Source organism: Comamonas sp. NyZ500 (assembly GCF_016772095.1).
Lineage (GTDB): Bacteria > Pseudomonadota > Gammaproteobacteria > Burkholderiales > Burkholderiaceae_C > Comamonas > Comamonas thiooxydans.
Window position 1 is genome coordinate 38,199 of the sequence record NZ_JAEIJE010000023.1, and the last position, 21,347, is coordinate 59,545.

At 59.3% G+C, this 21,347-nt stretch carries 18 protein-coding genes and 1 pseudogene; 15 read left to right on the forward strand and 4 right to left on the reverse strand.

Features of this window, described 5'->3' with window-relative positions:
* The first annotated feature begins 54 nt into the window (after positions 1-54).
* From JAO85_RS22645 to JAO85_RS22675, 7 genes are all read left to right on the forward strand, one after another.
* Positions 55-378 (forward strand): helix-turn-helix transcriptional regulator, encoded by a 324-nt coding sequence (locus JAO85_RS22645; protein WP_012839066.1) that lies wholly within the window; start codon positions 55-57, stop codon positions 376-378.
* A gap of 46 nt (positions 379-424) precedes the next feature.
* Positions 425-931, forward strand: a complete 507-nt coding sequence (locus JAO85_RS22650; protein ID WP_034366674.1) for an arsenate reductase ArsC — start codon at positions 425-427, stop codon at positions 929-931.
* Between the two features lie 122 nt (positions 932-1,053).
* Positions 1,054-2,343, forward strand: coding sequence for an arsenic transporter (locus JAO85_RS22655; RefSeq protein ID WP_202789086.1), 1,290 nt, complete (start codon positions 1,054-1,056; stop codon positions 2,341-2,343).
* A gap of 25 nt (positions 2,344-2,368) precedes the next feature.
* Positions 2,369-2,800: an arsenate reductase (glutaredoxin) gene (arsC, locus tag JAO85_RS22660; protein ID WP_202789087.1), complete on the forward strand. Its 432-nt coding sequence runs from the start codon at positions 2,369-2,371 to the stop codon at positions 2,798-2,800.
* Entirely contained in the window at positions 2,787-3,503 is a 717-nt protein-coding gene (gene arsH / locus JAO85_RS22665) for an arsenical resistance protein ArsH (protein WP_012839065.1), read from the forward strand. Before arsC ends, arsH begins: the two co-directional genes overlap by 14 nt.
* Positions 3,504-3,512: 9 nt before the next feature.
* Positions 3,513-4,697, forward strand: coding sequence for an MFS transporter (locus JAO85_RS22670; protein ID WP_202789088.1), 1,185 nt, complete (start codon positions 3,513-3,515; stop codon positions 4,695-4,697).
* Positions 4,698-4,716: 19 nt separating this feature from the next.
* A complete protein-coding gene (locus JAO85_RS22675; RefSeq protein ID WP_202789096.1) occupies positions 4,717-5,769 on the forward strand; it encodes an ArsO family NAD(P)H-dependent flavin-containing monooxygenase in 1,053 nt (350 codons plus the stop codon).
* 157 nt (positions 5,770-5,926) lie between these two features.
* Here JAO85_RS22675 and JAO85_RS22680 read toward each other — a convergent pair whose 3' ends face one another.
* Positions 5,927-6,868 carry a LysR family transcriptional regulator gene (locus tag JAO85_RS22680; protein ID WP_080771157.1) on the reverse strand — a complete coding sequence of 314 codons (942 nt, stop codon included), beginning with the start codon at positions 6,866-6,868 and terminating at the stop codon, positions 5,927-5,929.
* A gap of 139 nt (positions 6,869-7,007) precedes the next feature.
* On the opposite strand from JAO85_RS22680, the gene JAO85_RS22685 reads away from it, so the two are divergent.
* The 3 genes from JAO85_RS22685 (at position 7,008) to JAO85_RS22695 (ending at position 11,668) form a co-directional block, all read left to right on the forward strand.
* Positions 7,008-8,234 (forward strand): FAD-dependent monooxygenase, encoded by a 1,227-nt coding sequence (locus JAO85_RS22685; protein ID WP_202789097.1) that lies wholly within the window; start codon positions 7,008-7,010, stop codon positions 8,232-8,234.
* A 603-nt stretch (positions 8,235-8,837) separates the two neighbouring features.
* The gene (locus JAO85_RS22690) at positions 8,838-9,980 is read left to right on the forward strand and encodes a porin (protein ID WP_052263548.1); all 1,143 of its coding nucleotides are present in this window, start codon (positions 8,838-8,840) and stop codon (positions 9,978-9,980) included.
* 107 nt (positions 9,981-10,087) lie between these two features.
* Positions 10,088-11,668: an esterase-like activity of phytase family protein gene (locus JAO85_RS22695; protein ID WP_202789089.1), complete on the forward strand. Its 1,581-nt coding sequence runs from the start codon at positions 10,088-10,090 to the stop codon at positions 11,666-11,668.
* A gap of 180 nt (positions 11,669-11,848) precedes the next feature.
* Here the strand turns inward: JAO85_RS22695 and JAO85_RS22700 are convergent.
* Positions 11,849-12,013, reverse strand: a pseudogene (locus JAO85_RS22700) (IS5/IS1182 family transposase); the annotation flags it as partial.
* Positions 12,014-12,100: 87 nt separating this feature from the next.
* Entirely contained in the window at positions 12,101-12,682 is a 582-nt protein-coding gene (locus JAO85_RS22705; RefSeq protein WP_087863505.1) for a TetR/AcrR family transcriptional regulator, read from the reverse strand.
* A 97-nt stretch (positions 12,683-12,779) separates the two neighbouring features.
* On the opposite strand from JAO85_RS22705, the gene fabF reads away from it, so the two are divergent.
* Positions 12,780-14,051 carry a beta-ketoacyl-ACP synthase II gene (gene fabF / locus JAO85_RS22710; RefSeq protein ID WP_202789090.1) on the forward strand — a complete coding sequence of 424 codons (1,272 nt, stop codon included), beginning with the start codon at positions 12,780-12,782 and terminating at the stop codon, positions 14,049-14,051.
* 237 nt (positions 14,052-14,288) lie between these two features.
* On the opposite strand, the gene JAO85_RS22715 is transcribed toward fabF, so the two are convergent.
* On the reverse strand, positions 14,289-15,197 hold the full coding sequence (locus JAO85_RS22715) for a sulfite exporter TauE/SafE family protein (protein ID WP_202789091.1): 909 nt from the start codon (positions 15,195-15,197) through the stop codon (positions 14,289-14,291).
* Between the two features lie 20 nt (positions 15,198-15,217).
* Between JAO85_RS22715 and JAO85_RS22720 the strand changes: the two genes are divergently transcribed.
* The 4 genes from JAO85_RS22720 (at position 15,218) to JAO85_RS22735 (ending at position 20,765) form a co-directional block, all read left to right on the forward strand.
* The gene (locus JAO85_RS22720; protein ID WP_202789092.1) at positions 15,218-15,988 is read left to right on the forward strand and encodes a helix-turn-helix domain-containing protein; all 771 of its coding nucleotides are present in this window, start codon (positions 15,218-15,220) and stop codon (positions 15,986-15,988) included.
* A 500-nt stretch (positions 15,989-16,488) separates the two neighbouring features.
* Positions 16,489-16,986, forward strand: coding sequence for an RNA polymerase sigma factor (locus tag JAO85_RS22725; protein WP_039050891.1), 498 nt, complete (start codon positions 16,489-16,491; stop codon positions 16,984-16,986).
* An 80-nt stretch (positions 16,987-17,066) separates the two neighbouring features.
* Positions 17,067-18,221 carry a FecR family protein gene (locus JAO85_RS22730; RefSeq protein WP_202789093.1) on the forward strand — a complete coding sequence of 385 codons (1,155 nt, stop codon included), beginning with the start codon at positions 17,067-17,069 and terminating at the stop codon, positions 18,219-18,221.
* Between the two features lie 129 nt (positions 18,222-18,350).
* Positions 18,351-20,765, forward strand: coding sequence for a TonB-dependent receptor (locus tag JAO85_RS22735; protein WP_202789094.1), 2,415 nt, complete (start codon positions 18,351-18,353; stop codon positions 20,763-20,765).
* Positions 20,766-21,347: the final 582 nt, after the last annotated feature.

Genomic DNA, 21,347 nt, shown 5'->3' on the forward strand with positions numbered 1-21,347 from the left:
GCATTTTTCGTGAACATCAATACATTAATTCAACAGTTGATGTATTATTAATTCATGCAAGAAGCAAACGTCATCCGCTCGCTCTCCGCTCTGGCCCATGAGGCCCGATTGCGCGTATTTCGGGCCCTTGTTGTGGCCGGGCCTGAAGGCCTGACACCTAGTGCATTAGCTGAGCAGCTAGGCATCGCGCCGAATGCACTGTCCTTTCATTTGAAAGAGCTTTTTCATGCCGACCTGGTCAGCCAGGAACGGCAGGGCCGAAACGTGCTCTATCGCGCGGCCTTCCCCGTGATGAACGATCTGTTGGCATATCTCACCGAGAACTGCTGCCAGGGCGCGGTTTGTACCGATGACGCCGCTATGCCATGCCAGTGCTAGACGTCGCTGCAAGCTTTTCCCACACCCAAGTCCTGCTGCCAAAACCATGTCTGACAACAAAGCTCCCCTGAACGTCCTGTTCCTGTGCACTCACAACTCGGCACGCAGCATCTTGGCCGAGGCCTTGCTCAACGATATGGGTCAAGGCCGTTTTAAGGCCTATTCGGCGGGCAGCAGCCCCCGAGAGAATCAGCAACCCAATCCGCTGGGGCTGCAAGTGCTGCAAAAGGCCGGTGTCTCGGTAGATGGTTTGCGCAGCAAGAGCTGGGACGAGTTTGCGGTGTCTGGCGCGCCGCATATGGATCTGATCATCACCGTGTGCGACAACGCCGCTGGTGAAGTCTGTCCGTTTTGGCCTGGTCACCCCGCCACAGCGCATTGGGGCTACCCGGACCCCTCGGAAGGCGATGCCTCTGACGATGCAAAGCTGGAAGCCTTCCGGCAGACGATGCACATGATTCGTCGTCGCCTGGAGCTATTGGTGAACCTGCCGGCGCAAAAGCTGGAGCAGGCTGTGCTGCAGTCCACGGCGCGTGAACTCTCTTCGCACTGAATCCCGTTACTGCCATTGCGATCCAGCTCCAAAGTCTGGATTGCAGCACCAGGCTTCACTGACGTCCGCACGCTGTGGGCGGCACTGATGCCGACTCATAGCTTTTCTAGGACCTATACGTCATGTTGACGGCCATCCTGATTTTCATCTTCACCCTGGCGCTGGTTATCTGGCAGCCACGCGGCCTTGGTATTGGTTGGAGCGCCTCGATTGGGGCCGGTATCGCGCTGCTGATGGGAGTCGTGCACTTGGCTGATATTCCGGTGGTCTGGCATATCGTCTGGAATGCCACGGCGACCTTTGTCGCCGTCATCATCATCAGCCTTTTGCTGGATGAGGCCGGTTTCTTCGAATGGGCTGCATTGCACTTTGCCCGCTGGGGTGGTGGCAGTGGAGTCAAGCTGTTTGCTTTCATCGTGCTGCTGGGGGCCGCCGTTTCGGCCCTGTTCGCCAATGACGGAGCCGCCCTGATTCTCACGCCCATCGTGATGGCCATGCTGGTGGCGCTGGGCTTTTCTCCGGCAGCAACGCTGGCATTTGTCATGGCCGCCGGGTTTATTGCCGACACCGCGAGTCTGCCGCTGATCGTCTCCAATCTGGTGAATATCGTCTCCGCCGACTTTTTCAAGATAGGCTTCAACGACTACGCATCGGTGATGGTGCCGGTCAACATCGCCTCGGTCCTGGCCAGCCTCGGTGTGCTGCTGCTGTTTTTCCGACGCGATATTCCTGCCACCTACGATGTGGCCCAGCTCAAACAGCCCTCGGCTGCGATCAAGGATGTGGCCACCTTCCAGGCTGGCTGGGTCGTGCTGGTCTTGCTGCTGGTCGGCTTCTTCGCGCTGGAGCCCCTGGGCGTCCCTGTCAGTGCCGTGGCCGCCGTGGGAGCTGCGATCTTGTTGGCGGTGGCTGCGCGTGGCCATGTCATCAGCACCAGGAAGGTGCTTCATGGCGCTCCATGGCAGATCGTGGTGTTCTCGCTGGGTATGTACCTGGTGGTCTATGGGCTGCGCAACGCGGGGCTTACGGATTACATCGCCATGTTGCTGAACCAGTTTGCAGCCGGTGGCGTGTGGATCGCTTCACTGGGCACAGGCGTGCTGTCTGCGGTGCTGTCTTCCATCATGAACAACATGCCCACGGTCTTGATCGGAGCTTTGTCCATCGACGCATCCACGGCCAGCGGGACGGTCAAGGAAGCCATGGTCTACGCCAATGTGATTGGCTGCGATCTCGGCCCCAAGATCACGCCAATTGGCAGCCTGGCCACGCTCCTCTGGCTGCATGTGCTCGCCAAGAAAGGCGCAACCATTGGCTGGGGCTACTACTTCCAAGTCGGTTCGGTGCTGACCATGCCCGTGCTGCTCATCACACTTGCAGCGCTGGCCTTGCGGCTCAGCGTGGCGTCTTGAATCTTTGCAACGGGAATCTAGCGCTATGAGCGACATCACGATCTACCACAACCCTGCTTGCGGTACCTCTCGCAATGTTCTGGCCCTGATCCGCAACAGCGGGGAAGAGCCCACGGTCATTGAATACCTCAAGACGCCTCCTGATCGCGCCACGCTGGCGGGCCTGATCCAGGCCACGGGCATGCCAGTGCGCGATCTGTTGCGCCAAAAAGGTACGCCGTATGACGAGCTTGGCTTGGGTGCGCCCAAATGGACGGACGAGCAATTGATTGACTTCATGCTCCAGTCCCCCATCCTGATCAATCGTCCGATAGTGGTCACCCCTCTGGGAACCCGCTTGTGCCGTCCCTCGGAGGCCGTGCTGGACATCCTGCCAAAGCCTCAACGGGCCGCATTCTCCAAAGAAGACGGGGAGGCCGTTATTGACTCGAAAGGAAATCGAATTGGCAAGCTCTGATCTACCAAACCTCGACGAACAAGTCTTTGAAAAGCCCAGCCTGGAAGGCCTGTTGCCCGCACAGCGCGCTACGCATGCGCCGCGCATTCTGCTGCTGTATGGCTCGGTTCGTGACCGCTCCTACAGCCGACTGCTGACCGAAGAGGCGGCGCGCCTGCTGCGCAAGATGGGGGCCGAGACCAGGATTTTCGATCCGCGTGGCCTGCCGCAGCCCGATGGTGCCCCCGACGATCACCCGAAGGTCAAGCAACTGCGTGAGCTGGCTGTGTGGGCCGAGGGCATGGTCTGGACCTCTCCAGAGCGTCATGGTGCCATGAGCAGCATCCTCAAAGCGCAGATAGACTGGATTCCTTTGTCCGCTGGTGCCGTGCGACCGACGCAAGGCAAGACATTGGCGGTGATGCAAGTCTCGGGTGGTTCGCAGTCCTTCAATGCGGTCAACCAGATGCGGGTGCTGGGTCGCTGGATGCGCATGATCACCGTCCCGAATCAGTCGTCCGTTGCCAAGGCATTTGCCGAGTTCGACGAGGCTGGCCGGATGAAGCCCTCTTCGTATTACGAACGGGTGGTGGACGTGATGGAAGAGTTGGTCAAGTTCACGCTGCTGACGCGAGACTGTTCGGACTACCTGGTGGATCGCTACAGCGAGCGCCGTGAAAGTGCCGAAGAACTGTCCAAACGGGTCAACCAACGCAGCATTTAAACGATACAGATGGCACTGAACCGCACGCAAGTCACAGTCATGCTCGGGATTGCCCAGACCCTGTCCTGGGCCTCGTCGTACTACTTGCTCGCGGTGCTGGCCAGGCCAATCAGTCAGTCGACAAGCACCTCGTACTCTCTGGTGTTCGGCGCTTTCTCTGCAGCCTTGCTGGTGGCTGCGGCGGTAGGCCCCATCGCGGGCCGACTGATTGATCGCTTTGGCGGAAGGTCGGTACTTCTCGCCAGCAATCTGGTTTTTGCCTGTGGCTTGCTGATGTTGAGCCAGGCCGCGCAGACACTGCATATCTTCGTGGCGTGGGCGTTCATGGGCGTGGCGATGGGCAGCGGCCTCTACGAAGCCGCGTTTGCCAGTGTTGTGCACCTGTATGGCCAGGATGCGCGCCCAGCCATTACCGGAATCACGCTTTTTGCTGGCTTTGCCAGCACCGTGGGCTGGCCGCTTTCCAGCTATCTGGAAGGTCTTTACGACTGGCGCGTCGTATGCATGTTCTGGGCCGCTTTGCACCTGCTGCTCGGCCTTCCGCTCAATGCCTTGTTATCGCGTGCCAAGCCCAACTCGAGGGAAGTGGTCGAAGAACAAAAGCCGCCTGCAGCTGTGTCTCAGGGCGGAAACAACGCAGGCATCAGTCTTAAGCGCACTGCCTATCTGATGGCCTACGTTTTCGCAGCGTCCTGGTTCATCAGCACTGCCATGGCTTCCCACCTGCCTCAGATTCTTCAGGCCAGCGGTGTAACTTTGGCGGCGTCGATTGCTGCTGCTGCATTGGTCGGGCCTGCCCAGGTGGCAGGTCGAGTGTTGGAGTACAGCTTTCTCAAGAAAGCACACCCGTTGCTTTCTGCTCGCGTGGCAATCCTTGCCCATCCGCTGGCCGCTGTCTGTCTGGGCCTTGCCGGTGCACCAGCAGCCAGCATTTTTGCCATCCTGCATGGTCTGGGTAACGGCATCTTGACGATTGCCATAGGCACGCTGCCGCTCAAGGTGTTCGGATCTCAAGGGTATGGCCAGCGTCAAGGCTGGCTCATGGTGCCTGCACGCATCGTCCAAGCCGGGTCACCGTTTCTTTTCGGGCTGGCTGTCGCAAATGGGGGCAGCCAGGCTCTGTGGCTGTCTTCCCTGCTGGCGATCAGCGCATTTGCAGCTCTGTGGTCGATGCGTGTGAATGCACAGCAATGAAGACAAAGAGAGGTCAACAATGTCGTTTCACGATGTGATCTTCGTTGGGGCAGGTCAAGCAGGCCTATCGGTGGCGTACTTCCTGCGTCGCTCCAATCTGTCGGTGCTGCTGCTGGATGCCGAGGAAGCCGGAGGCGGGGCCTGGCAGCATGGATGGGACTCGTTGAGGCTTTTTTCTCCCGCTTCCTGGAGTTCCATCGCGGGATGGCCAATGCCTGCTTCGGGTGAGCAATATCCAAGTCGTGACCATGTGGTTGACTATCTTCGCAAGTACGAAGCACGCTACGAACTCAAGATCGAGAGGCCGGTATGCGTCACAGGCATTGAACCTACTGAGCAAGGCTTCCAGGTCAATGCCGAAGCGAGAAGCTGGAACTCGCGCGCCGTTGTATTTGCCACGGGAACGTGGCGAAATCCATTTGTTCCCAACGTTGAGGGTTTGGCGTCCTTCAAGGGGCAACAGTTGCACTCAGCTCAGTACGCATCTCCTGAGCCGTTCACAGGCAAGAGGGTGATGGTGGTCGGCGGAGGAAACTCCGGCGCACAGATCCTGGCGGAGGTCTCGCTTGTTGCGCAATCCACGACCTGGGTCACGCTGGAGCCTCCAGCCTTTTTACCGGACGAGGTCGATGGGCGAGTACTCTTCGAGAGGGCTACCGCACGCTGGCAGGCATTGCAGGAAGGCAAAGATCCGGAGAGCCTGCCAGGCGGCTTTGGTGACATCGTAATGGTTCCCCCTGTCCTTGACGCACGCCTGCGCGGCGTGCTGCATTCTGTCGGCTCATTTGAGAAGCTTATGGCGGACGGGGCTCAATGGGGCGACGGAAGTACCGAGCCCTTCGACGCGATCATCTGGTGTACCGGCTTTAGGCCTGCGTTACAGCCTCTGGAGACTCTTGGCGTTGTCAACGAATCCAGAGTCACGGTAGACGGCACACAGGTGCATGGCTTCCCTGGTTTATGGCTTGCGGGCTACGGTGAGTGGACCGGGCCAGCGTCTGCCACGCTCATTGGAGTCATGCGCACAGCTCGTAGCACAGCAAGCGAGATTACGCGGTACCTATCGGACTGAATGACCGCTGCTCCTGGATCTAAAGGACTGCTGTGGGTCGTGAGCAGCCCCTTGTCGTTGGCCGCTACAGGCCAGAAGCGGGCATTGAGAGAGTCATTCCAAGCGACTGCTTGCGCTCCGAAGGACTCCACTTTGAGCCCGGTGCACCACTTCGATCCTAGACTGTCCCCCAAGGTCTGGGGCCCATGGGAGGGCTAATCGAGCCAGACAACCGCACTTGTATCAATTCCAGCAATGCCCGGACACGAGCAGTCACGGAATGGCGATGGCTGTATGCCCCCAGCAATTGCAGAGGGGCAGGACGAAGGTCCAGTGGCACTTCCTGCAACCGACCCGTTGCAAGGTCTTCCTGGCAGGGGTAGGCCGCCACAATCGCGAAGCCGATGCCTTGCCGTGCGCCTGCCACGGCCAGTTCTCCGCTGTTGACGCGGTAGCGGCTGCGGACCGGCACCTTGACGATTTCTCCCGCGGCGTCCTGAAACTGCCAAGGTTGACCCTTCAGCGCACTGAGGGTGGTGATGCAGGGCAGGGATTTCAGTTCGCGCACATGGCGTGGCATACCGGTCCTGGCCAGCAAGGAGGGGGCGGCAACCACGATGCTGGGCAGTGTGGCGAGTTCGCGGGTGATGAAAGCACTGTCCTCCTGATGGCCGCGGTGGAAGACGATGGAAAGGTCGACGTCCTCTCGAAGGACCTCCAGCCCGGTCATCCGGGTATCGCATTCGAGCTCGATGCCTGGATGGAGGCTACAGAATTCGGCGAGGATGGGAGCCAGCAGCCTTGGTGCCTCCCCGGGCATGCAGATCTTCAGAGGTCCACGCAGTTCGCGCTGCACCGCGCCAAGCTCCTCCTGTGTAGAGAGCAGTGTGTCGAGCAGGGGCTTGGCGCGTTCGTAGAGCAATCGGCCGGCTTCCGTCATGCGCAGGTGGCGGGTGCTTCGCTCCAGCAGGCGTGTACCGAGTCGGCGCTCCAGTGATGCAACGTGGCGGCTGACGTTGGACGAGGGCATGGCCAAAAGCCGCGATGCGCCGGCAAAGCTTTGCTCATCAACAACCGCCGTATAGACGCGTACGGTATTCAGGTCGAGTGCATCGCGCATTGATTATCCCGTTTGAGGTATGAAAACGTCCAAATTTTGCATGCTAGTTCTCTGTAGTGGCGAAATCTAAGATGCCCTTTTGCTCGATGCAACGCAGTGCGCCATACATCGGGCATCGTATGTACAGGAGAGATTCAGCGTGGAAATTGGAATACTTGGCGGTGGCATTGCGGGCTTGAGCGTGGCGCTGGCTTTGCGCAAGCAGGGTTACAACCCTCGGGTCTATGAGCGTCGAACGGAGCCGGCAACCATGGGGGCAGGCGTGACGCTCTGGCCCAATGCGAGCTTTGTGCTGGAAGAGCTGGGGCTGCTGCAAGACATAGCGGCCATTGGCGGTCGGCCGCTGACAATGCGCCGCCAGGATGCCATGGGCAATGCATTGGGAGGCCTCGATATTGCCTTGCTGGACCGGACGATGGGATACCCAACCTACACGGTGCTGCGCAGGCACTTGCAGAAGGTGTTGTTCGACCATGCGGCACGGCAGGGGATTCCGGTGGAGTTCGGACACCAGGCGGTGGCCATTGAGCTGGATACCCATGGCAGAGCCGTGGCCCGTTTCGAAAATGGCGCGAGCATCCGCCCGGATCTGCTTATTGGCGCCGACGGCCGCATGGAGTCGGTGGCGCGCAAGTTTGTCGCGGGTGACAACACACCTGTCTATCAGGGCTTTGTCAACTGGATCGGCGTGGCGCAGGGGCCGCATGCGCTGGTGGACGATATTTCGATTCAGGACTTCTGGGGGGCGGGGGAGCGCTTTGGTTGCGTGCCGATTCGCCCCGAACTGGTGTATTGGGCTGCGGCGCAGGCACGGCCCCTCAATGAGGTTACGCCCACCGCAGATCTGCGCAAGGAGGTCGAGAAGCTGTTCGCGCGATGGCCTGAGCCGGTCTTGGCAATCATCCGTGCCACGCCCGAAAATGCTATCCGGCTGATTGCGGTGCATGACCTGGAGCCGCTGCATACATGGAGCAGGGCGAATGTGCTGCTGGTTGGCGATGCCGCGCATGCGCCGTTGCCGACGTCGGGGCAGGGTGCCTGCCAGGCACTGGAAGATGCGTGGCATTTGGCCCGGTGCCTGGATGGCGCAAGCGGCGGCTTGGACGATGTCTTCCAGGCGTTTGCGAAAATCCGAGCCTCGAAAACCGCAAGGCTGGCGGAACAAGGTCGGGTCTTCGCACGCGGCTTGTTCGCCACAGAGCCTGAAACCTGTCGTATCCGCAACGACAGGGCCAAGGCGTCCGATCCTGTGCATGACGTGCAGGTCTTGGCAGCCGGATGGGGGCAGGGTCTACCGATGCCTGGTTGCGCTGACAGCACATCTGTGGAGGGCGGTGGCTCTGGTAGCCTGTATCGCATTGAATGACAGGTGCTGGATTCCGCAAGGACAGAAAGTCATGTCCCCAATGACAAACCGAGCGGTCGGCTGGGCTTCACAGGGGCTTGATGCGGTGCATTGGGTTTGATGCAAACGCCTCTTTCCACACATCCTGCCAGCTTGCATGTGGGCACCAGCCGGTAAGCGTTACATAGCAGACATCGGTCATCGAAGCTCGAATAGCGGCTCTGGGTCGACCTGCGAGTGTCGCAGTTCGGCCAGGAACTGCCGGTAGCTGTGAGTAAAAGAGGGCGCTCAATGGCAAAGGCAACAGGCTGGTCATGGGCCAGCCCGCTTGTGTGACGGGTCGGGGTGGCTAGCACCACCGATGCATAAAGCGCACGCAGATGATCGCTGCAGCCATCTTCAGCAGTGCTTCGTGAATACCGGACTGAACATCGGCTCGCCAAGATTGAACGGTGCGGCAGGATGGCTCTGATGCAGGGAACGTCCTGCATGCACCGCTGCTGTTACTTCATGTCACATAGTGCAAACGTCACAAAATGTACTTATGTGTTGCTTAGAGTTCGCGCAGCGGTTGCAAGACAGCCACCGCCATTCCCTCTGAAAAGTTCCGTTCGTATCTCGCCAATGAAAAATCATAAAACGTGCTCGCGTACCCTGGCAGTCGTGGTTGGCTCATTCCTAGCCTCTTCTTCCAGCCTGGCCCTGGCACAGTCTTCCATCACCATTTTTGGCGTAGTGGACGTCGGCATCACCAGTGCCAAGTCCGGCAACAACAGGCTCAATGCTCTGAACTCAAGCCAAGGCAAGACCAGCCTGATTGGCTTTCGCGGCACCGAAGACCTTGGCGGCGGCAACCAGGCTCAGTTCTGGCTCGAAGGGGGCCTCAGCCCTGACGCCGGTAGTGGCGGCAGCAGCGGCTCTCTGGGTTTCGAGCGCCGTTCCACTATCGGATTGATCAACAATTCCTGGGGTGAAATCCGCCTGGGTCGCGACTACACCCCCAGCTACAACATCTTCACCGCGTTCGGGGGCCCTGATACCACCACCGGCGTGCAGGCCAATCTGTTCCAGACGATCCGCCAGACTGCGTATAACGCCGCCAGCCAAAGCGGCACGGTGGATCGCACGCGCATCAGCAACTCCGTGGGCTACTTCCTGCCGCGCAACCTGGGCGGTGTCTACGGCCAGTTCTCGGTTTCCTTTGGTGATGAAAACGCCTCCAACTCTGGCGCAAGCAAGGCCCGCAGATACGTAGGCGGTAACCTGGGCTATCGCTCTGGCCCGCTGAACGTGGGTATCGGCTACGGCAAGATCGACGGCACTGCCGCTGTGACTTCGCCCAGCGCCATCGCCGCAACCAGCGATCTGGAAGACTTGGCGCTGGGCGCCTCATACAACTTCGGTCGTTTCATGCTCAATGGCGGATACAACAGCCTGAAGTGGAAGCCCGCCAGCGGCGCAACCTCCGGGAAGGTGGACGGCTTCTACCTGGGCGCTACCGTCCCCGTGGGGCCTGGCAGCTTCCGCGTCAAGTACGCCAGCGCCAAGTTCAGCGGTAACGCCACAGCCCTCACGCGCAGCGGTGGCAAGACCGACAAGTATTCGATCGGATATGTCTACGACTTCTCCAAGCGCACCTCCATGTACGCCGGGATTGCGCGTGTCAACAACAAGAATGGCGCCAGCATTGGCCTGATCGGAGGTCCTGCAGGTGTCGCCAACACCGGGTCGACTGGTGTGGATATCGGCATCAGCCACTCGTTCTGAGCGGCACAACGTCTCTTTGCGCAAAGAAGTCTCCAAGGTCGAGCAGGGCTTTGCCTCGTCGGGCTTGCTTTCGGGGACTTCCATCTTCCTCTCAAGCCATACCCGCCATGCGCCACCTCACTTCTTCATCCTGCCTGATGGTCGCGACCGCCGCCGCGGTTGCCTTGCTGAGCGCCTGCGTCGACACCCGCCCGTTCCAGGTCGCCAGCCCCGAGACGGTCGTGCAGACTACCGGCGTCGGCAGCATCAGCGCCGTCGTCACGCGTCAGGACGTGCAGTTCGACGACAAGTTTTATTTCCCCTACGAAGGCCGCCACTCCGCCACCAAGGCTGATTTCCCCAAGGGCTTTCTGCCGGCCTATGGCTCGGGCCTGGCCTTGAAGGGCAGGCGCGCCGACGGCACGCTGGAGTTCTACGCCATCACCGATCGCGGCCCGAACGCCACCACCGGTCCGGTCACGCAGATCACCGACGGCTCCAACCCCACAGGCTTCGCCAGTTCCACGGTGTTTCCTTCGCCCGACTTCACGCCGTCCATCGGCGTGATCACCCTCGGCAAGGATGGAGCCAGGCTCGTCTCGACCCTGCCGGTCAAGTTCAGCGCCGCGCAGAACGCCAATGGTCGTGTGCAGCCACGGGGCATCACAGGCAACACGGGCGAGCAAGTTCTGGACGACTCCTTCACCTATCCCGGCAAGGCCAAGGACTACAGTGAATTCGGCCTGGACACCGAATCCGTGGTGGTGGATGCAGCACGCAATGTGCTGTGGGTTTCCGACGAATACGGCCCCTTCATCGTGAAGATCGACCCGGCTACCGGCATCATCCTGAAGAAATACAAGCCCGGCACTGGCGCGGCCGATCTGCCGGCCATCCTCGCCAAACGCCGCGCCAATCGTGGCATGGAAGGGCTGAGCATCGATGTGGTCAGCGGCAAGCTGCACGGTTTCCTGCAAAGTCCGCTGAACGACGGCAAGGCCGACTACATCACTGCTGCCGTTCCCGATGCGACCGGCAAGTCGGAAAACGTGCGCGACTACGCCCGCTTTGTGCGCTGGGTGGAGTTTGACCCGACTACCGAGAAAACCCGTTTGTTTGCATTGCCCGTGGACGGCAGCTGGTACAGCCAGGGCAGGACCGGCAACGCCAAGCTAGGTGATGCGGTCTCGCTGGGCAACGGGAAGTTCATCGCCATCGAGCAAGGCACGGGCAAAGACAAAAAAGTCTTTAACGATCTGGTGCTGATCGAGTTTCCGGCCAACGCTACCGACATCACAGCGCAGGGCTCCGACCTGGAAAAGAGCAGCCTGACCGGCAAGCCGGTCAATGGCTCGGACTATTCCAAGGTCGTTGCGCTCAAGAAGACCCGGCTCTTCAACTTGAACGCCACCGGCTGGGTGGCCGAGAAGGCCGAGGGTCTGGCACTGGTCGATGACTACACCTTGGCGCTGACCAACGACACCGACTTCGGTGTCTCGCTGGCCGTGCTGGACACCAGCGGCAAGGAGATCGAAGGCTCGGACGTCACCAAGTGCATGGTGGATGCCGACGGCAAGATCGTGAACGATGGCAAGTGCGCCAAGGGCGCGGCGAGCCTGCGCTTTACCACCAATGACGTCAATGATCGCGCGCAGCGACTGTGGACCTTCAGGTTCAGCAAGAAGTTGAGCGAATACGGCGCTTTCTGAACGACAGCGGCGGCACAAGCCGCTCTCTGCTATAGCCAGGGCGCCGCACCGGCGCCAGTCGTCCCGCTCGCAGGACGGCCGTGTTGACGTGGTGCACTGCGACCTGCGCTGGTGCTACAACGGTCTGGATATCCAGTGCGACCCGGGCCAGACCGTGACAGCCACCTTCACCATGAGTGGCTAACAAGACCGATCCACAAAGCACGCACAGATGATCGCTGCCGCCGACGTCAGCAGCGCTTCGTGGATATCCAGCCGTCGCTCGAAGCGGATTCTCAGCTTGCCAAAGCCTGCAAACCATCCGTGCGTTCGCTCAACCACCCGGCAATGCTTGCCCAGCCAATCTCACAAGTGCCCCGATGCCTGCTTGTGGAACCACGCTCTGAATTGAGATGCTCATCAAATGTGCGAGCGCGTGCCTAATTCGGGCGACTACGGGGCTAACTGCTCCCGCAAGCTTGCCAATATTTCTTCAGAAAGCGCCGGGTTGCCCGCAGCCGTGGCACGAGCGAGAACCAGGGCGCCAACCATGCTGCTGAGGGTCACGATAGTCTGAGTACGTTTGGCCGCGTCATCACCTTGGAGCACGCTCATAAAGCGCTGGATATTGCGTTCCACTCCCTGGGCAAAAACCTCCGACATCTCAGGCCCCGCTCTTGCTGCATCTGCTGCCAATGCCGCAGCGGGGCAGCCCTCTCCGGGGTGATCGCGATGCGCCGCAGAAAGATAGCCATGCACCAGCGCGCGGAGTCTGGTTGCAGGCGCGCCATCCGCCTCCGAGGACTCCAGTCCGTCTAGTGGCGTGATGGTCCACTCAAATGCACGCATGCAGGCCTCGCGTGCGAGAGCATCCTTGGACTCGAAGTGCCGGTACAGCCCGCCATGTGTCAAGCCCGCATCGCGTGTGATCTCTGCCACGCCCACGCCATCCAGGCCCTTTTCTCGATAAAGGCGCGCAGCGGCATCCACGATTCCTTCGCGGTTCTCGGCGGCCTGTGCTTTGCTCACTTTCATACGTTAGATGATACTCATCATCAAAACTCATTTATGATTGCGATCATCATCAATAAAGTTGGGCTCAGCTCCTGGGTCCAATAGCGGAAGGTGCAGCATGGGTCGTCGGGTAGTCATCACCGGTTTGGGCTTGGTCTCTCCTCTAGGGTGCAATGTGGAGCTGGCCTGGCAACGCCTGCTGGCCGGCCAGTCCGGGGTACGCGCCTTGAGCGCCGGTATGGGTGAAGGCACAGGCGTCTCCATCGCCGGACGGGTGCCAGGCCTGGAGGAGGATCCGCAAGCCGGGTGGAGCCCCGAAGCGGTGCTCTCGGTCAAGGAGCTACGCCGCATGGATCGCTTCATCGCATTTGCATTGGGGGCAGCAGACCAGGCTTTGGCACACGCGCAATGGGCTCATCCAAGCGTCGAGCAACAGGAGCGCGCGGCGACCGTCATCGGCTCCGGCGTGGGCGGCTTCAGTACCATTGTTGAAGCGGTGCGAACCACGGATGGCAAAGGGCCGCAGCGCTTGTCGCCTTTCACCGTGCCGGCGTTCCTGGCCAATCTGGCTTCGGGACAGGTGTCGATCAGGCACCAGCTCAAGGGGCCGTTGGGTGCTCCGGTGACGGCTTGTGCAGCCAGCATCCAGGCCATTGGCGATGCGGCACGTCTGATTCGCAATGACGAAGCGGACATGGCGCTCTGCGGTGGTAGCGAAGCCACGATTGACCGAGTTGCGCTCGGCAGCTTTGCTGCGGCAAAAGCAGTGACCACTTTCTGCGGCGGCGATCCCGCGAAGGCTTCCCGACCTTTCGATCAGGCTCGGGACGGTTTTGTCATGGCCGAAGGTGCAGGCCTGCTGGTGCTGGAGGCACTGGATCATGCGTTGGCGCGCGGTGCCAGGCCGCTGGCCGAGGTCGTGGGCTATGGCACCTCTGCCGATGCATACCATGTCACCTCCGGGCCCGAGGATGGATCAGGCGCCGCGCGATCGATGCGCGCCGCGTTGCGACAGGCACAGTTGCAAGCTCGTGATATTCAACACCTGAATGCTCACGCAACCTCTACTCCCGTTGGTGACCGGGGAGAGCTGGCAGCCATTCGTCAAGTGTTTGGAGCAGGCCACGGACCCTCCATCACGGCTACCAAAGCAGCCGTGGGCCACATGCTGGGTGCTGCTGGCGGAGCTGCTGCGATCTTCACCGTATTGGCCTTGCGCGACCAGATCGCGCCACCCGTGCTCAATCTGGAGCATCCAGATCCTCTGGCGGACGGCCTGGACCTGATCGCTGGGAGTGCGCGTGCTCATGCAATAGAGCACGCCATGCTCAACGGATTTGGTTTCGGCGGTGTAAATGCATCGTTGATTCTGAAGCGATTTACTGCCTGAGCCATACCTCTATCAGAAGCCTCATCAGGCCATATCACCCATGCGGCTCTTGGTAGGTCGTTCAGGCTTCTCACCCGAACGAATGCCAATGGCCGCTAGTGCGGGTTCTATAGACGCCTGCGTCAGCAGACGTTCGATGCGCGCAGCAAGTCGGCTGAAGACTGCTTCAGGGGCTCTGGCGAAATAGAGCTTTCGTTCACAAGCCGACGTTCGGGATGCAGGCAGAGTAGCTCACGGTCATGTTGTCACCATAGCCAAAAAAACGGCGATCAACAGTCCTAAATAGACCTTTGCGTGAACTCGGTCTGGAATGCGCCCGATCCACAGCGATGCTGCACGGATGCCGATCCAGGAGCCAGCCACGAGCACAGCAGCAGCTCGTATGTCGATATAGCCCAGGTGCCACTCTCCAAGAGGTAAAGGAGATTGAGCGGACAGGACAATGTAAGTCCCAGTTCCTGCCAGCGCGACCGGCAGTGATAGCGGATTCGCCGTGGCGGTTGCTTGTGTCATTTCGATTCCACGGCGGCGCATCAGGGGAACGGTCATCACGCTGCCGCCGACCCCCAGCAGTGCAGCAACCCACCCGATCACCAGTCCGGACAGTGCATTCGCCAGCGGCCCAGGGCGGTGCTGCCTTGCTGCGGGCCGAGCAAGAAACCCAGGCCTCAACCAGCAGTCCAGGATGGTCAGCACCAGATATGCCGCAAATGCCCAACGCAGCCATTCGCTTTGAACAACGGTTGCCGCAAGTGCGCCAAGTGCGGCCCCTGCGCCAATGGGACCCAGCAAAGGTCTGACATTCGTCCAATCCACTGTTCCTGCCCGTTGGTGACGCCACGTTGCGAGGAGCGCACTGAAGACCATTACGCAGGTGGATGTTGCAACGGCAATCTGCATGGCTGACTGCCCCACTGCGCTGCCTGGGGCGTTCGGTGTAGACAGCAAGCGGTACAGCAGCGGAACCACCACGAATCCGCCACCGAAACCAAAGAGAACGGTAGTGACGCCCGTCGCACATCCGCAGACCGCCAACAACAAATACAAGGACACGAAAAACTCCATTGATGCAGGAGCCGTCACAGTAGATTGCTCTGGAGTGGCGCGCTTTCGATGTTTGGTCAACAATATTTGCATTTCGGTCATTCGCTCTTTGCAGTCTTGCTGTGCGCAATCAATCACTGAACTCCCTCGATGCCACGCCTCGCGCTGTTGTGGCCATTGGCACCGACTATGCGCCTGGCACCGTTCTGGATACCCATAGCCATCGCCGTGCACAGTTCCTCTATGGCGCGACCGGATTGATGGAGGTCGGTACTGACGATGGCGCCTGGGTGATACCTCCCAACTGTGGCGTGTGGATTCCAGCAGGCAAGCCGCACAGGGTGAAGATGGTGGGAGTCAATACTCGAAGCCTCTACATCGAGCCTGACGAGGTGCCACGACGCCAATCGCATTGCGAGGTGCTGGCCGTGTCCCCGCTGCTACGGCAACTGCTCATTGAAGCCATCGACTTGCCAGCGCTGTACGACGAGCGAGGTCGCGATGGCGTGCTGATGTCGCTTTTGCTGCTGGAGGTCGGCCGCGCAGAAACACTGCCGTTCTTTGCGCCGCTACCGCGGGATGAACGACTGGCGACTCTATGCATTGCTTTCCTTCACCAGCCCGACGTGCGCTTGTCGCCACTGGCCTGGGCGCAGCAGCTACACCAGAGTGAACGCACCTTCAGCCGGTTCTTTCGCTCGCAAACCGGAATATCGTTTTCAGAGTGGAGAAGCCAGGCATGTCTTCTTTTTGCAATGTCCAAACTGGGGTGCGGTGATTCGGTGACAACGGTGGCGCTTCAACTGGGCTATGACAGTCCAGGTGCCTTCTCCACGATGTTTCGCAAGAGGCTCGGGAGCAAGCCGTCAAACTTCATGGTGGCAGAGCGGTAATCCGAGCTGATGGCCGCGTAGTTCATTCATTACCGGTTAGTGAGCGTCTGCCTTCAGGAGCCGGCTTTTTCAGATCAGTCCAACTTGGTGCTTTGCTCTTCTTTGGAGGCACAGCCATCAAGTCGCTGCGCTCTGTACACGCCTCCAGCCTGGATGTGCTCTGTTTGGATCGAGGCATGCAACGGTCTTTTCTTTGATTGTCCACGCAATAGAAGCGTGTGGTGCGCAGAGGCTGAAAGTTGTGTATCGACCGGTTGAATCCGCCGCGGTTTGCTGCCGGTGCTTATCAGGGATGCCGGCCGACTTTGAGCCGAACAGGGGGGCACGACCAACCAGTACCCGCAGTTCGCATTGCATCATATGCTTTTATTGAGAATGAGTCGCATTATCAATCTATAATTTTGCGGTGTAGTTGGTCGCAGCTCTTTGCGCCAGGGCTCCAAGGCTGTCTTATCGCCGCGCACGTTCGACCTCACTCATTGCTACTGGCTTTTTGGATCGTGCTGACCCGCTATTACAGAGACCTGTTGAATTTCTGCATGCGAAAAGTGAGAGACCGCGATACTGCGGCTGACTTGGCGCAGGAAAGCTATGCCCGTGTGCTTTCCATGCAGCAGAAAGGGCAGGTCATTCTTGAGCCAGGTGCATTGCTGAGGCAGGTAGCCTTGCGCGCCAAAATCGATATGGATAGACGGGCTGAGGTGCGCCAGCATCAAAATATCGATTCTTTGGAGGAGCGGGATCAGCCTGCGAGTCCTCTGCATCTGCAGCCCGAGCATGTCTATGCGTCGTCTCAGAGCATTCAAGCGTATCTTGACACTATAGAGGGACTGCCGCCTCGGTGTCGTGATGCCTTCTGCATGTACATCTTCGATGAGTTGCCCAACAAGGAAATTGCAGAGCGGATGGGGGTGTCGCTGAGCATGGTGAATCAGTACATCAGCCGCGGAAAACTTGCATGTGCTGCGCGCAGAATGGAACTTGATAATGTCGAGTGATCGCAAATTCGCGTGTGTTTTGCGTAGCTGTTTCGCCGAGGGTGAATTTTTGCCCCGCCCCGCGCATCTGTATCCATAAGATGAGTCACTCTTTTGCATCCCAGCGCAATGTGCCAGCCTCCTTTGACGAGGCCGCGGAAGCGCGCGAGCTCGCGGATTTTTTCAGTCGACAGAATCCGGTAGAGGTGGCGGCCGTCGAATGGCACTCGCGTTGGGAGCAAGGCTTGAGCGAGAGCGAGCATGAAGCCCTGCGCCAATGGTTGGCTGAGGATGCTGCACATGACACGGCATTTCGTCGTCTGACGCAAGACATGGCGGTGCTGCGTTCTGCTCCTTCCGACATGGTTGCAAAAGCACGTTCCTCGTTCAAGCGCGAAGCCATTGCCAGTGGAGGATCTTCTGCGCGGCCAGGCGGGGAGCCCGTGAAGGCGATGGAGGGACGGGCGCGCGCAGGCGCTCTGTTGAACTGGATGCAGCCGCGCTCAGCCTTGGTCGCTGCCTGTTGTGCTGCGGTCTTTGCGGCAGGGATTGGATGGCATCAATGGATGTTGCAGCCGACATTCGAGAGCAGCTATGTTGCGCAGAAGGGGCAGCAAAGGCTTGTCACCTTGCCAGATGGCACCGAGCTTGCCATGGACACCGACACCCAGGCTCAGGTCACCATGTACCGTGACCGCCGAGAAGTGCGGATTGCTGATGGACAAATCATGTTCTCGGTCGCCGCCGATCCCAGGAAGCCATTTCATGTCCTCGCTGGGCCTGCGCGTGTCACGGTACTTGGGACACGGTTTTCCGTTCGCTATCGCAGCCAGGGGGCCGATGCCGGGGCTGTCGATGTTTCGGTGGAGAAGGGCCATGTACAGGTCACCAGTGCCTACAGCACCGCCAACGCGAAGGCTGATCTGCCTGTCGAATTGCTGGCAGGACAAGGCCTGAGGGTGTCATCCAATGGGGTGTTAGGCCAGGTAGCCAGTGTTTCTCCCGGCAGTGTCGCCCTTTGGCGCAAGGGCTTGGTGCGTTTTGATAACACCTCACTGGCTGATGCATTGCTGGAGCTGGAGCGCTATGGTCCAACGGGCCTGGAGATCCGCGACCCCGCGGTCGCTGCAATGACCATCGGCGGCAGCTACCAGATTGATAGACCAGGGGAGTTTGCGCGCATGCTGAGCCAGATCCTGCCTGTGAAGCTGGTCAGCATGTCATCGGGGAAGACTGAAATCGTCAGTGCGCATTGAGCACTTCATGCTCAATGCGGCCATTTCGAATTTTTTTCGGACTCGGGGTGTATTTCTGGTGATCTGATGCGTCTTAAAGAGTAGTGAGTTTCATTTTCATTCATTACTCGACGTTCGGAATCCCTCTCCATGCGCTTCACGCAGCCTCATTTTCAGCCCGCTCCTCTTGCTTTGGCCGCGGCCCTGGCAGTCCTCTCCCCGATGACTGCGCAGGCGCAATCCTCTGCTGATAGTGGAAAAAGCATCAGTTTCTCGATCACTTCCCAGCCATTGGGGAGCGCACTCAACGAGCTGGCAGCAGCCTCTGGCACATCGATCGGGTTTGCTCCCGCGTTGGTTGCAGGCAAGACAGCGCGCCCCGTCCATGGAGCACTCACGCTGAAGCAGGCTGTGGAGCAGATGCTGGCTGGAAGCGGTTTGGTCGCCGTGACTCAAGGGGGTGGCCTGATCATCAAGGCCATCACGTCAAACGATGATTCCGCATCGCTGGCCACAGTCACGGTGACCGCACAGCTCGAGAGGGACGGCGTTACCGAGGGCTCGGGCAGCTACACCCAGACGGGTCCCAGCCGGACGGCAACGGGCCTGAATCTCTCGCTACGCGAGACACCTCAATCCGTGACCGTCATGACGCGTCAGCGCATGGATGACTTCAAGCTGGAGACGCTGACCGATGTGATGGAACAGACACCTGGCATCGCCGTCTACAGGCAGAACAATGCCACCGACTTTCAAGCGCGTGGGGCAAAGGTAAACCTGCAGACCGATGGCATGGCACAGCTGAGCAGCGGCTGGTACTACCTTACCAGCACCATGTTTTCGCTCGACGATATGGCGGAGATCGACCGGATCGAGGTCCTCAAGGGTTCATCCGGTCTGGTTGTCGGCAAGGGCGACTATGGCGCCACGGTGAACATGATCCGTAAGCGCCCGACTCGCGAATTTCAGGCCAGCGTGCGTGCCAATGCGGGGAGCTGGGACACTTATCGAACACAGGCCGATGTGAGCGGTCCACTGAACGAGGCGGGCACGGTACGGGGGCGTCTGGTCGCTTCTGCCATGGACGCAGGGGGATTCCGCGATCATGAAAAGAGCAGCAGCAAGATGCTGTTCGGGGCGCTCGAAGCGGACATCACTCCCGGCACAGTCCTCAACCTCGGTATGACTTATCGCGAACGCGATGCACAAGGCATCGGCACTACGCAGCCGATCCAGCGCTACACGCGAACAGGTGGTGAGGTGGCGTGGATGCCGCGCTCTTTCAACACCGGTGCCCCCTGGGGCGGATATTCCCAAAAAGGTCTCAGTCTCTTCGGCAGTCTGGAGCAACGTCTGGCGGATGACTGGACAGCCACGCTCAAGTTTTCACATCAGAACGTATCCATGGACGATATGAAGGCTGGCTACTTCTACGATCAGGACCGCGCAAGCTTCGGCCGATGGCGCAACATGGAGACCGATAACTGGAGCATCAATCTCGATGTGAAGGGGACATTCGAGCTGTTGGGCCGCTCGCATGAACTTCTGGCCGGCGCAGGCGTATCGCGCTTTCACAGCAATGTGCAATTGCCGCTGAATGCGTTGAACCTGGTGCCGCTAGGCAATCTCGGTATCAACATGGCACAGGGAGGCGCGGTGTTGCCTCAGCCTGATTTCAGTGTCTTGAACTACGGCAACAACAAATTCAGTCAGAAGCAGCGTTATGCCTATGCTGCCGGACGCTTCCGGGTGGCGGATCCTCTGCAGTTGATCACTGGGTTACGCGTTACACGGTTTGAAGAGCGTGACATCACACCATACTGGTGGAACTATGACATGAAGGAGAACGGTGTGATCACCCCGTACGCTGGGTTGGTCTACGAGGTGCAGCCGAACGTGTCGCTGTACGCAAGCTATGCCAGCATTTTCCAGCCGCAGACGGCTCAGGATGCGCGGGGTGCAACGCTGGCACCGGAGGAGGGCAACACTTATGAGGTCGGCGCCAAGGCCGAATTTTTCGACAAGCGCTTGAATGCCAGCATCGCTCACTTCTGGATGAAGACGGAAAACACCGCGGAGGAAAGTGGTGATCTCACTCCTGCGGGCAATACGGCCTACCGTGCGGTCTCGTCTGCAACGCGGCGTGGCTGGGAGTTGGAGTTGGCGGGCGAGCTCGCGCGCGGCTGGCAAGCGCAGGGCAGTCTGGTGCAGCAAAGCAGCTCGCTCACCAGCGCCAGTCAATATCCCAAGTACCAGTTCAAGCTCGGCACGACCTATCGCTTTGACCAAGGCTCTTTGCGGGGACTGACTGTGGGAGCGGCCACACGCTGGCAGGGCAAGACCTCGATGAGCAATAGCGCTGCCACTTTGTCGCAGAGGGGTTATGCGGTGCTGGACCTGATGGCGCGCTATCAGGTCGATAAGCACCTGTCGTTCAGCCTGAACGTGAACAATGCACTGGACAAGAAGTACATGGCCGGGCTCACCAACTTTACCGCGGCAGGCTTGTTCTACACCTGGGGTGCTCCGCGCAGCGTAAATGTCGGAATGCGTTATGACTTCTGAATGCCGATATTCAAAGTTGAACGTCGGTACTTCGCTGCCTTGGAGCTCGCAATGATGGACCTCCACTGATTCTGATTCTGGGCAAGGCGGATAGAAACTCGGCGCTGACCGGTAATCAACCTGCCCAGCCATTGTTATGTGCTGTTCGACGCAGGGCCTGGACAGCAGGCCATTGTCGAGCAGGAAGAAATCCAAAAGGCGCCAAGACGCCGAGCGCATTGGATACAACCTTGAAGATGAGGATCACTGAGTGCAATTGCTTCCTGTATTTCATCGAATGGCTTTGTGCCTGCTAATCAGTGGCCTATGGTGTTCGGCACAGGCACAAGCGGAGTATCTCTGGATGCAGTCCGACGGGGCGGAGGTCCGAGCCTACGTAGGAGAGTTACACAAACCTTTAGACAAGTTGCCAGCATTGCTGGAGCCCAAGGCAATGCAAGCTGATGGCAAATCATTGCCAATTCAGACTGCGATCAACCATATCGTTGTTCCCAGGCCATTCAGCGATGTTAATTTCCACGCATAACTGACCCGCCATTTCCATCTCAAACTGACCCACCCTTTGACTTGAGCCGCAAGGCT